The organism is Delftia sp. WSY_22 (assembly GCF_043104185.1).
Lineage (GTDB): Bacteria > Pseudomonadota > Gammaproteobacteria > Burkholderiales > Burkholderiaceae_C > Comamonas > Comamonas tsuruhatensis.
The window spans coordinates 36,576-48,355 of sequence record NZ_JBICKN010000053.1; the positions used below are offsets into that span (position 1 = coordinate 36,576).

General features: G+C 67.9%; 11 protein-coding genes. 5 read left to right on the forward strand and 6 right to left on the reverse strand.

The window, feature by feature from the left end; all coding sequences use genetic code 11:
* Positions 1 to 135 precede the first annotated feature (135 nt).
* The gene (locus ACF8NF_RS22855; protein ID WP_392451314.1) at positions 136 to 1,005 is read left to right on the forward strand and encodes a pseudouridine synthase; all 870 of its coding nucleotides are present in this window, start codon (positions 136 to 138) and stop codon (positions 1,003 to 1,005) included.
* Here the strand turns inward: ACF8NF_RS22855 and ACF8NF_RS22860 are convergent.
* Entirely contained in the window at positions 945 to 1,937 is a 993-nt protein-coding gene (locus ACF8NF_RS22860) for a DHH family phosphoesterase (protein ID WP_017405579.1), read from the reverse strand. The genes ACF8NF_RS22855 and ACF8NF_RS22860 overlap by 61 nt on opposite strands.
* A gap of 233 nt (positions 1,938 to 2,170) precedes the next feature.
* Here ACF8NF_RS22860 and ACF8NF_RS22865 point away from each other — a divergent pair, with 233 nt between their 5' ends.
* Positions 2,171 to 3,379, forward strand: coding sequence for a M20 aminoacylase family protein (locus ACF8NF_RS22865; RefSeq protein WP_392451315.1), 1,209 nt, complete (start codon positions 2,171 to 2,173; stop codon positions 3,377 to 3,379).
* Positions 3,380 to 3,421: 42 nt separating this feature from the next.
* Here ACF8NF_RS22865 and ACF8NF_RS22870 read toward each other — a convergent pair whose 3' ends face one another.
* Positions 3,422 to 5,710: a bifunctional diguanylate cyclase/phosphodiesterase gene (locus ACF8NF_RS22870; RefSeq protein WP_026062425.1), complete on the reverse strand. Its 2,289-nt coding sequence runs from the start codon at positions 5,708 to 5,710 to the stop codon at positions 3,422 to 3,424.
* A gap of 126 nt (positions 5,711 to 5,836) precedes the next feature.
* Positions 5,837 to 6,790 carry a ribosome biogenesis GTPase YlqF gene (gene ylqF, locus ACF8NF_RS22875; RefSeq protein ID WP_016453899.1) on the reverse strand — a complete coding sequence of 318 codons (954 nt, stop codon included), beginning with the start codon at positions 6,788 to 6,790 and terminating at the stop codon, positions 5,837 to 5,839.
* A 168-nt stretch (positions 6,791 to 6,958) separates the two neighbouring features.
* On the opposite strand from ylqF, the gene ACF8NF_RS22880 reads away from it, so the two are divergent.
* On the forward strand, positions 6,959 to 7,201 hold the full coding sequence (locus ACF8NF_RS22880) for a hypothetical protein (protein WP_013803403.1): 243 nt from the start codon (positions 6,959 to 6,961) through the stop codon (positions 7,199 to 7,201).
* A gap of 2 nt (positions 7,202 to 7,203) precedes the next feature.
* Positions 7,204 to 7,416, forward strand: coding sequence for an oxidoreductase-like domain-containing protein (locus ACF8NF_RS22885; protein WP_016450464.1), 213 nt, complete (start codon positions 7,204 to 7,206; stop codon positions 7,414 to 7,416).
* A gap of 7 nt (positions 7,417 to 7,423) precedes the next feature.
* Here the strand turns inward: ACF8NF_RS22885 and gshA are convergent, their stop codons facing one another.
* The 3 genes from gshA to ACF8NF_RS22900 form a co-directional block, all read right to left on the reverse strand.
* Positions 7,424 to 8,953, reverse strand: coding sequence for a glutamate--cysteine ligase (gene gshA / locus ACF8NF_RS22890; protein WP_034348046.1), 1,530 nt, complete (start codon positions 8,951 to 8,953; stop codon positions 7,424 to 7,426).
* A gap of 266 nt (positions 8,954 to 9,219) precedes the next feature.
* Positions 9,220 to 10,131, reverse strand: coding sequence for an SDR family NAD(P)-dependent oxidoreductase (locus tag ACF8NF_RS22895; RefSeq protein WP_016453901.1), 912 nt, complete (start codon positions 10,129 to 10,131; stop codon positions 9,220 to 9,222).
* A 575-nt stretch (positions 10,132 to 10,706) separates the two neighbouring features.
* Positions 10,707 to 11,132: a hypothetical protein gene (locus ACF8NF_RS22900; protein ID WP_074923129.1), complete on the reverse strand. Its 426-nt coding sequence runs from the start codon at positions 11,130 to 11,132 to the stop codon at positions 10,707 to 10,709.
* Between the two features lie 156 nt (positions 11,133 to 11,288).
* On the opposite strand from ACF8NF_RS22900, the gene ACF8NF_RS22905 reads away from it, so the two are divergent.
* On the forward strand, positions 11,289 to 11,603 hold the full coding sequence (locus ACF8NF_RS22905; protein ID WP_016450460.1) for a 2Fe-2S iron-sulfur cluster-binding protein: 315 nt from the start codon (positions 11,289 to 11,291) through the stop codon (positions 11,601 to 11,603).
* Positions 11,604 to 11,780 lie beyond the last annotated feature (177 nt).

Consider the following 11,780-nt stretch of genomic DNA (forward strand, 5'->3'; position numbering starts at 1 on the left):
ACGGAGCCGCCAGTCGTGCACTGCCGGGCAGCACTGCGTTGCCCTGCGCGGGGGTACTGAGCGGCGATATTGGGCAGGGGCATTGGGAGAGGGTCGTGGGCCGTGGTGGACAGCAGCGCCTACACTCACGCCCTCATGTCCCAGCCCTCATCCCCCATCGCCCAGCCGCTGCCCTCGGAGCGCGGCGACGCACCGCTGCACATCCTCTGGCGCGACGAGCACCTGGTGGCGGTCTACAAGCCCGCAGGCTGGCTGGTGCACCGCACGGGACTGGACGCGCACGAGACGCGCTTCGTGCTGCAGACCCTGCGCGACCAGCTGGGCTGCCATGTGCACCCTGCGCACCGGCTGGACAAGGGCACCTGCGGCGTGCTGGTGATGGCCCTGCATGCCCAGGCCGCGCAGCGGCTGGGCCAGGCGTTTGCCGGGCAGCAAGTGCGCAAGCAATACCTGGCGCTGGTGCGCGGCTGGCTGCCCGATGCGGTGGAGGTGGACCACGCGCTCCGACCCGACGATGCGCCCGAGGACGCGCCAGCCCAGCCCGCACGGACTGCGCTGCGCTGCCTGGCCCGGCTCGAATGGCCCGAGGCCTTTGATCCGCGCCATGCGGCCACGCGGATTTCGCTGGTCCAGGCGCTGCCTGCCACGGGCCGCCGCCACCAGATACGCCGCCATCTCAAGCATGTGGCCCATCCCATCATTGGCGACGCCACGCACGGCAAGGGGCCGCTGAACCGCTGGTGGGCCGAGCGCCTGGGCCTGCAGCGGCTGTGGCTGCATGCCCATGCGCTGGAGCTGGCGCACCCGATGACGGGCGAGCCGCTGCGCTTCGAGGCCGACTGGAGCCGGCTGGGCCATGTGCCCGATGTGCAGCACTGGCGCGCGCTGTGCGCCCTGCCCGGCTGGCAGGCCTGTGCGGGCCTGCCGGCGACGGCCGGGCTGGATCAGGCAGCTTCGGCAGGCGCGCCCGTTTCAGGCTGCTCCATCAGCGGCGCGGCCACGTAGGCGTAGTCGGCCGAGGCATCGGCCTTGAGCACGCCCGACAGCAGCTCCACCAGGCGCTCGTTGCCCATCTTGAAGCCGCAGGCCTGGGCATGGCCGCCGCCGCCGAAGCTTTCGGCCAGCGCAATGCAGTTGAACTCCGAGCGCGATCGCAGCCCGACCTTCACGCCCTTGGTGCTGGCATGCCACATCAGCGCGAAGCTGCCGCTCTGGCGCGCCAGCAGGTCGCCGACCTGGCTGTGGAACATGCCGGGGCAGTTGACCATCAGGCCCTGCATGCCGTTGAAGACCAGGGGCTGGGCGGACTCGGAAATGTCGGCGCACAGCTTCTGGAATTTCTCGTCCATGGCGCCGCCGCGTGCCATGAAGGCAGCTTCCTGCTCGGGCGTGAAGGCCGCGATCTCGGCCCAACGCTCGAAGCTGCGCGGCTCCATGTCCAGCGCCGCGAGAAAGCCCGCGCTCTCGGCGAATTCCCACTTCCAGATGTCCCGGTCCTCGATGAATCGGATCAGGCCCGGCACGGGCTTGTCGGCCTGGAAGAACTCCCAGGCCAGGCGCGCGCCGGACTTGTTCATGTCGAAGTGCACGACGCCGCAGCGGCACTGGTAGCCGGTGAGCTTTTCGGCAGCGCTCTTGTGGTGGTCCAGCACCACGAGCTTGGACACGCGCGACTCGATCTCGGCCATCAGCTCGGGCTCGAAGGCGAAGTCCAGCACGTAGACCGCGCGGCCGGCCAGCTCGCCCAGGTCGTCGGCCTTCTGGATCTCGCCATGGTCCAGCCCGCGGAATTCGGCCTGCCCGCCGTAGAACAGCCAGGCCGCCAGCGCCGCGCCATAGCCGTCCGGGCAGCGGCGGCCGTGGTACAGGATCAGGGGCTGGGGATCGTCATGCTCGGGACGCACGAACAATTGCAGGGGCAGGATGGTGTTTTTCATGATGGGGGCGATTGTCGGTCCTGGCGCCATTCCCCTGCATCTGCGCCAACTCCCGGGCCAGGGCATTGCGCGGGCAGCTATCAAAGAACGTAGCGCAAAGCCGCGGCAGCACAAGGCCTATCGGCGCGGCAGACGGCATAGGCAAACCCCAGGACCTATCATGTCCGCCTTGTCATTGAATTGCTGCGACCGCCTGCGGACCCGCTTGGCGTGCAGGCCGTCGCGGCCCCTGTATGCGATCCACACCCGACATCACCCCCCATCTCGGCTCCCTGCTGAAGTTCCGCCACGACCTGCATGCCCACCCCGAGCTGCGCTACGAGGAGCACCGCACCGGCGACAAGGTGGCGGCCTATCTCCAGGCGCTGGGGCTGCAGGTGCACCGCGGGCTGGGCAGGACCGGCGTGGTGGCAAGCATCCACGGCCGGGGGCGCAGCGCCGCCAACCCGGGCCGCAGCCTCGGCATCCGTGCCGACATGGATGCGCTGCCGGTGACGGAACTCAATGCCTTCGGCCACGCCAGCCAGAACCCGGGCTGCATGCATGCCTGCGGCCATGACGGCCATACCACCATGCTGCTGGGTGCGGCCACGCTGCTGGCGCAGCAGCCCGATTTCGATGGCACGGTGCACCTGATCTTCCAGCCCGCCGAGGAAGGCGGCGCAGGCGCCAAGGCCATGATGGACGATGGCCTGTTCGAGCGATTCCCCTGCGAGGCCGTGTTCGCCCTGCACAACTGGCCTGCCCTGCCTGCCGGCGAAATGGCGGTGCGCGTGGGGCCCATCATGGCGTCCACGCTGCGTTTCGAGATCCGCGTGCACGGCAAGGGCGGGCACGCTGCCATGCCCCACACCACGCTGGACCCGATTCCCGTGGCCTGCGCCATCGTCGGCCAGCTGCAGACCCTGGTGTCGCGCAGCACCGATCCGCTGGACAGCGCCGTGCTCACCGTGGGCAAGATCACCAGCGGCACGGTGGAAAACATCATTCCCGACGAGGCCAGCATCTTCGGCACGGTGCGCGCCCTCAGGACCGAGACGCAGCAGATGTTCATCGAAGGCATGCAGCGCATCAGCGAGCATGTGGCGGCGGCCCATCTGTGCCGCGCCGAGTTCATCCTCAGGCCCGGCTACCCCAACACCACCAACCACGCGCACGAGGCCCGCTTCATGGCCGATGTGATGCGCGAGGCGGTGGGCGAGGACCGCACCCACGCCGACATCCTGCCGGCCATGACGGCCGAGGACTTCGGCTTCATGCTCGAGGCCGTGCCCGGCGCCTATGGCTGGATAGGCAACGGTCCCGCCACGGGCCAGCCCGGCGTGGGCCTGCACAATCCCGGCTACGACTTCAACGACGACAACCTGGGACGTGGCGCACGCTTTTGGGATCTGCTGGCGCGCCGCTGGCTGGAGGAGCCCGCCAACCAGGCCAGGGACTGAGACAGGCCGCGCCAGGGCCGCGACCCTGTCGCGCCTACGGCCTCACACGCCGGCCGCCCCCACTTGAAGATCCACCCACTCGGCGGCAGGCAGCGGCCGGCCGTAGTGGTAGCCCTGGAACAGCACATCCTGGTTCCAGGCGCGCAGGGTGCCGGCCTGCTCCTCGGTCTCCACCCCTTCGGCCACCACGCGCAGATGCAGGCGACGGGCCATGAGCAAAATGGCCTCGACCATGGCGGCATTGCCGGGCGAGGCATGGCAGTCCTGCACAAAGGACTTGTCGATCTTGAGTTCACGGAACGGCAGCCGCTGCAGATAGGCCAGCGATGAATAGCCGGTGCCGAAGTCGTCCAGCCCCATCTCCACGCCCAGCAGCTGCAGCTCGGTCATGCGCTCGCGCGCCTCGTCCACGTCGCGCATGACCACGCTTTCCGTGACCTCCAGCGTCAGCCGGCGCGGGTCGGCGCCGGTGGTGGCCAGGATGCGCTTGAGCTTGTTCACCACATCGGGCTGGCGGAACTGCCGCCAGCTGACGTTGACCGACAGCCGCCAGCCGTGCTGCACGAATTCGGGCCGCACCAGCATGCGGCAGGCCTGCTCCAGCATCCAGTCTCCCAGCTGCACGATCAGGTCCGACTCCTCTGCCACGGCAATGAAGTCGCCGGGCTCGACCATGCCCAGGCGCGGATGGTTCCAGCGCACCAGCACCTCGGCGCCCACGCAGCGCCCCATGCGGTCCACCTGGGACTGCAGGTAGGGCTGCAGCTCACCGGCAGGGATGGCGCGGCGCAGGTCCTTTTCGATGCGAAAGCGCTTGCCCACGGCCTCGGCCATGTCGGGCTGGAAGATGACGACCTGGCCCAGACCGGCCTGCTTGGCCTGGTGCAGGGCCACGCCGGCGCGGCGCAGCACGTCATGGCCGCCGCTGTCGGTGCGCGAGGCGGCAAAGCTGGCCGCGCCGATGCTGCAGCTGGCCTGCACTTCCTCGCCGGTTTCCTCCAGCCACAGCGGCCGCTCCAGCGCGTCCTGCAGCACCTGGGCCAGGGCGCGCATGTGCTGGTCGACCTCGGCGGCCTCGTGGCCTGCCTTCTCCAGCAGCACGGCGAATTCGTCGGCGCCCATGCGGGCCAGCAGCACGCCGTCGGGCAGGGCATCGGCCAGGCGCAGCGCCAGCGCGCCCAGCAGCGCGTCGCCGCGCACCGTGCCGCGCACATCGTTGAAGGCCGTGAAGCGGTCCATGTCCAGCAGCAGCAGGCCGTGGCGCGGCTCGCCCCCCTTGCCGCCCTCGCGGAACTCGCGCGCCAGCGCGCGCAGCCGCTGGGTCAGCGACAGGCGGTTGGGCAGGCCGGTGAGCGCATCGAAATGCGCCAGCGCATGGATCTGGCGCTCCGCGCGCATACGCTCGGACAGGTCCTGCTTGAGCTCCACATAGTTGACGATGCTGCCGTCCGAGGCCCGTATCGGCGCCACGAGCACGGCCTCGGGCAGGTCCTCGCCCTGGCGCGTGCGGTTGGTCATCTGGCCACGCCACAGCGCGCCCCGGCCCAGCTGGTGCAGCGCCTCTTCCCAGGCCGGAGCATCCAGCCCCATGGTGGAGTAGCGGTGCGTGGGCTGGCCCAGGACTTCGTTGCGCGCAAAGCCCGTGCGCTGCAAAAAGGCCTCGTTCACATAGACGATGTTCTGGTGCACGTCGGTGATGACGATGCTCTCGGGGTTCTGCTCCACGGCGCGGTAGAACTTGCGGAGATCGTCCTGGTGCTGCTCCAGCGCGCCCAGTGTGTCCTGCAGCTCCTGGGCGCGGCGGATCAGGCTGCGCCGCGCCATCAGCGTGACCGTGCCCGTCAGCCCCAGCATGCCCACGAAGTAGAGCATGGAGAACACGGGCGAGGTCTCGCGCTGGCCGATCCAGTCAACGCCTTCCCGGCCCGCCACCCAGAAACCGGCCATGGTCAGCACGGACAGGACCAGCATGACCAGCGTGGTGCGCACGCCCAGCACCCAGGCGCACATGACCAGCAGGGCAGGAAAGGCCAGCACCGAACCGCTTTGCACGCCGCCCGTGGCGGCCACCACGGTCACGGCCGCCGTCCAGGTGCCCCAGACAAGCACATTGGAGGCCAGCCGCCAGTGCCGGCGCCAGCCCAGCAGCACGGCACCGAAGCTCACGCCTGCGGCAACCAGGTTCAGCCGCACGCTGAGCCAGGGAACGGGGTCCTGCATCAGCAGCGCCATGGCCAGCATCACGGTGAGGCTGGTGATCCATATGCTGCCCACCAGGACCACCCTGCGCAGGGACAAATGGGTTTCCGCCTCGACTCGATGACGCCGCATGAAAAAGCCCCAACAGAGAAAGAACACTCAACATGCTAGCGGTCGGCGCCGCCTGCGGCTGTGGTGGTTGTGCCACCGCCCCGGTCGGACGCGCTCTTGCACCAAACAGGGTATGCGGGCGCCGGTTCAGGGCGCGCTTTTGCGCTCGCGCGGCGGCCGCTTGCGCGCCTTGACGGCGTCCTTGCGCGCCTGGCGCTCGGCATCGCGTTGCTGGCCCACGGCCAGCCATTGCGCGTACTCCTCGGGCGTCTCCAGCGTGATGCGGCCCAGGACCGCTGCGCGGAAATCCGTGAGCACCAGCTCGGCCGCCTTTTGCACATTGACACGTCCGCCGCCCATCATGGCGCCGCGGCGCCGGCCGATGGCGTCCAGCAGCTCGTCGTCGTGCAGGGCGGCGATGCGTTCGTTGTCCAGGCCCAGCTTGTAGCGCGCCTCCAGCATGTCCGCGTAGTTCTTCTGCAGATAGCCCAGCAGCTCCAGCGCCACCAGTTCCTCGTCATAGGCGTTGCGGCCCACGGCGCCGCTGGCGGCCAGGTTGTAGCCGCTTTGCTCGACGATGATGCGCGGCCACAGCATGCCGGGCGTGTCCCAGAGGTAGAAGTCGTCGGCCAGCACGATGCGCTGCTCCAGCTTGGTGATGCCGGCCTCGTCCCCCGTCTTGGCCTGCCGCTTGCCGCTCATGGAGTTGATCAGCGTGGACTTGCCCACGTTGGGGATGCCGCAGATCAGCACGCGCATGGGCTTGGCCATGCCGCCACGGTTCGGCGCCAGCAGCTTGCAGGCCTCGATCAGCCGGCGCGTGGGCGCGGGTTCGGAGGCGTCCAGCGCAATGGCGCGCGTGTCGCTCTGGGCGTTGTACCAGTCCAGCCACAGCGGCGTGCGCGCGGCATCGGCCAGGTCCTGCTTGTTGAGCACCTGCAGGCGCGGCTTGTGGCCCGTCAGCTCCTGCAGCAGCGGGTTGCTGCTCGACCCCGGCAGGCGCGCATCCAGCACTTCGATGACCACATCGATTTCCTTGACGCGCTCGGTGATCACCTTGCGCGTGAGATTCATGTGACCGGGGAACCACTGTATGGCCATGGGATTACTTTCTGGGAAACGGGGGGACTGGCAGGGGCGCAAGGATAATTCATGGCTTGCGCAGACAGGATGCAACAACGCGCGGCGCCCCGGCGCAACCCGCAGACTTCCATTTTTTCTTGCGCAAGCCGCAATTGTCCCCCGCTTTTACGCCCAGCCTCACTGCCCATGTCCTTGCCCGATACCCCCTCGTCCCGCTCCGCCTCGCGCAAGGCAGACATCGAACTGCTGATCAAGGGCGTGACCTGCGCCGTGATCGGGCTGGTGATTCTGCTGGCGCCACAGTTCATGGCGCCCGGGGGCATCGTGCAGATGATGGCCCAGTCGTACCTGGTCGGCTGGTTCGCCCTGCTGCTGGGCACGGCCTTCATCGTGCTGTTTGCGGTGCGCCGCAGCAAGGCGCGGCGCTGAGCATGGTGCAGGGGCCGCTGGAGCAGGCGCTGTCGCAGATCCAGCTGTGGCAGCAGCGCGCCCAGGCCGCAGGCATTGCACTGCGCCCTGCGCCGCCCCAGCCCACGAGCTGCTGCGGCCGCGGCTGCAACGGCTGCGTCTGGGAGGGCTTCTACGACGCCGTGCTGTTCTGGTGCGAGGACGCAGGCCAGGCGCTGGGCGCCGGGCGGGGTTGAAGCGCGCTCAGCGCAGGTTCTCCGGCGCCATGTAGCGCAGGCGCCATTCCTCGAACGACAGCGTGTCCGCGGCCTCGATGTCGCGCTGCTCCTGCACGGACTGCGCCGACCATTGCTCGAAGCGCTGCTGCTGCGCCTGGCTCCAGGGCAGGGCCAGCAGCGAGTCGCGGGCCTGCTCGGACCGGGCCAGCGTGAAGTTCGCAAAGCTGTTGCCGTATGCGCCCGTCAGCTCGCCCAGCACATGGGCCGACGGCGTGCGCTCGGGGTGCTCCAGGCGCTCCAGCGCCTGGGCCAGGGCGGCGCTGTAGTCCTGCGTGCCGTGGGTGCTGTCCAGCGCCTGGGCGTAGGGTCGGCACTGGTCCAGCACTTCATGGGCCCAGTCGCGCAGCGGCACTTCTCGGCCGGCGCGCACCAGCTGCAGGCCCGGCTCGCGGCCGCGCTCGGCCGTCAGGTGCTGGTTGTGCTTGAGTTCCGCGATCTCGTCCGGCGTATCCGGCGGGCTGTCGGCGTTCAGGCAGTGCAGCAGGAACACGTCCAGCATGCGCATGGTGGGCGCGGCAATGCCCACGTCCTCGAAGGGATCGAGGTCCATCAGGCGCACTTCCACATACTCCACGCCGCGCTCGCGCAGCGCGTGCAGCGGGCGCTCGCCGCGGCTGACGGTGCGCTTGGGGCGGATGGTGCCGTAGAACTCGTTTTCGATCTGCAGCAGGCCCGTGCCCAGCTGGTTGTAGTCGCCGCCCGGGTTGCGCACGCCCAGCATCTCGTAGGCGGGATAGGGCTGGGTCAGCGCGTCGTACAGCGAATTCGCATAGCCTTCCAGGCCGTTGTAGCTGACGTTGATGCTGGCCTGCGCATCGCTCTGGTAGCCCAGGCGTCCCATGCGCAGCGAGGTGGCGTGGGGCAGGTACAGCGCCTGGCCCGTATTGCCCAGCGGCTGCAGCCGGTGCTCGCGCCCCTCGACGAAACAGGGACACAGCGCGGGCGACGCGCCATACAGGTACAGCAGCACGAAGGCATGGCGCCGGAAATTGCGGATCAGCGAGAAATACTGGTCGCTGGTCACGCCGGGCAGCGACCAGTTGTAGTGGATGCCCGAAATCGTCTGCATGCGCCGGCCGTAGCGGTGGCCCAGCCCCATGCGGTACACGCTCTTGGAGCGGCCCGAGTGCGAGGAGCCGTAGCGCGCCAGCGGAATCGTCTCGTCCGTGGGCAGCTGGCAGGGCATGCTGGACGACCACAGCATCTCGCCACCCGCATCGCGCAGGCTGCGCAGCACGAACTGGTGGATCTGCACCAGCTCGTCCAGGCATTCCTGCACGCCCAGCCGCGCGCCGGTGATCAGCTCGATCTGCGATTCGCTGTAGTCGGTGGTGATGTGCGGATGCGTGAGCGCCGAGCCCAGCGCCAGGGGATGCGGCGTCAGTGCCAGGCTGCCGGAAGGCAGCACGCGCAGGCCCTCCTTTTCTATGCCACGGCGTATGCCCTTGAGCCGCTCAGGACCGGGAACCGCCATGGATGCCTGCGATGTTTTCATTCTTGTTTACCGATTCGTTGATGGGCATCGGCCCACACGGAAACCACCAGGATTCCCGGCGGACCCGACCCGGACGCCGAATGATAGAGAAACGGCAGGAAACGCGATGGCGCCTGTCCGCTTAACCACGCGTTTTGGCCTGTTGCCCCGCATGGGATCGCCGCGAGCGAAAGGAATATGTCAGAGTTTCGCCCTCCCGGCCGGCGCTGCCTTGATACCGGGCAAGGGCAGGCCGGCCAGCGGCGAAATCTCTGGCCGGCCCCTGGTCATCGACGGGCTGCAGCCATGGCCTTGCCCACTTCCAGCGTGCCCTGGGCGGCGCCGCTGGCGGGCACCTGTTCGCCGCTGCGGTCCAGCACCTGGGCCAGTTGCGCGGCCAGTTGTTCCGGCACCTGCTCGCCCTGACCCAGGTAAACGCCTTCGGTCAGCGTGATGAAGGCGGCCTCGAAGCCGCCCGCGCCTGCGCACAGCGTGGTGCGTGTGGGCGCACTTTCGTGGGCCAGCACCAACATAGCGGGCACCACGGCCTCGGGCTTGAGGGCGGCCAGCACGGCCTCGGGCATCAGGCCTTCCGTCATGCGGGTGGCCGCCGTGGGTGCCAGCGCATTCACATGGATGCCGTGCTTGGCGCCTTCGATGGCCAGGGTCTGCATGAGGCCGACCTGGGCCAGCTTTGCCGCGCCATAGTTGGCCTGGCCGAAGTTGCCGTACAGGCCCGTGGAAGACGTGGTCATCACGATGCGCCCGTAGTTCTGCGCCTGCATGTGCGGCCACACGGCCTTGCAGCAATGGGCGGCGCCCATCAGGTGCACTTCCACCACCAGGCGGAAGTCGTCCATGCCCATCTTGGCAAAGCTCTTGTCGCGCAGGATGCCGGCGTTGTTGACCAGGATGTCCACGCGGCCCCAGGCATCGACGGCCTGCTGCACCATGGCCTGCACGGCCTCGAAATCGGTGACCGATGCGCCGTTGGCCAGCGCCTGGCCGCCTGCCGCGCGGATCTCGTCCACCACGGCCTGGGCCGCCGTGGCCGAACCGCCGCTGCCATCGACCGCGCCGCCCAGATCATTGACCAGCACCTTGGCGCCGCGCGCCGCCAGCGCCAGCGCATGCAGGCGCCCCAGGCCGCCGCCGGCCCCCGTCACGATGGCCACGCGGCCTTCAAACTCAATCGCCATGGAGATGCTCCCTTTGTGTCGTTGGATGCCGGTTGCGCCCTCCGGATGGCAGGGCACCGGCCACCCAGCAATGTAGACGGACGCCGGCCGCATTCCGGTTGCCGAAGCGACTGCGGCAGGCCCGCCGGCCTTGTCCCCATCATTTCGTGACAAGCCTGTGGAAAACCATGTGCAGGCTCGGGACTGGCTGGTTAAGTAATTGTTTTGATTAGATTTTTTCGTTTTGCCTATTTTTTAATCAAATCCACAAGTCGTGTGCCCGACTTATCCCGCCTCACCCTGAACAATCTTGTGAACAACTTTCACAGCGGGCGGGATAAGGCACGCAAGTCATTGATTCAAAAGAGAAACAGGAGGATCGCTTAAAAAATAGGCAGAAGACCCCGGATTTTCGGGCCACGTCCCGCTTATCCACCGCGCAACCCGCATGTACGCATTTACCCCCATTCGTACTGGACAAGCATGTGGACAAGCCGCCAAAAATGCCGAATTCGCAACATAAGTCATTGATTTGACAAACAAGCCAGCCAATTGCTCAAAAAACAGGCAAACCTGTGCGTCGCAGCCGGACGCGTTCAAACGCCTTGCGACCCGCTCCCCTCACAGGCCTCATCACGCGCATGCGCTGCAAGCGCCCCGCAGACGGCACCGGCAACCAGGGGAAAGACATAGACGCCGAGGGATTTGGGAAACGGCGTGCCGGAGGTCGCTGAAAAGCATGCAGCCAGCGCGGCGACACCGCTCACCGCACCCAGCACGGCGCCGAACTCCCTGGTGCTCAGTACCTTGAGCAGGCCCCTGAGAGGCCAGCCGACCACATAGATCATCCCCGCCAAAGCGGCAGGAACAGCACCTATGCCGTAGCCGAACACGACGAGCAGCCAGTTCACCGGCAGGACCGGCGCACCGTCCGCGCCCACAAGCATCACGGTCAGCACGCCCACACCGGGACCGACCAGCAGGAAAACGAGCACAGGCAGGAGGTAGGGCTTGATATGCATGGCGCCAAGCCTAGCGCACCGCTGACCGCTGCCCGGGAGACCCACCTCAACCCGGCCCCTGGTGCCAGACATTGCCTGATATAGGCCCGATACAGAGCCCGATACAGGGTACAAACACCCTTCGCCCCACAGAATTGCAGCCCCCCCTTGATAACCATGAGCCAGGATTCCCCCGCCTCCTCCCCTTTTTCCCCGCCCTTCTTCACGGCCCGCCTCACGCCCAGCGGTCTGCAGGTCGATGCCTGGGCCGACCAGCCGCTGTTGCACTCGCTGGAGCAGGGCGGCGTGGACTGGCCCAGTTCCTGCCGCAACGGCACCTGCCGCACCTGCATCGGGCAGCTGGTGTCGGGCAGCGTGCGCTACGAGATCGAATGGCCGGGCGTGACGCGCGAGGAGCGGGCCGAGGGCTGCGTGCTGCCCTGCATCGCCTATCCCGAAGGCGATGTGGTGCTGCAGGACCCCGGCCCCTGAATCCGGCCAAAGCCCGCGCCGCCTGCGGCCGATGGCCGCTGGAATAGAATGTGCGCTTTCGCAAGGTCATTCCGGGTCATGCCGATTGCCGACAGCGGCTGCGCCGCGCCACACGTTCTTTGGAAGCCCACTTCTGACGCCTGCCAGGCCGAGGAAGCCGGCGCGTGTGCCGCGCCC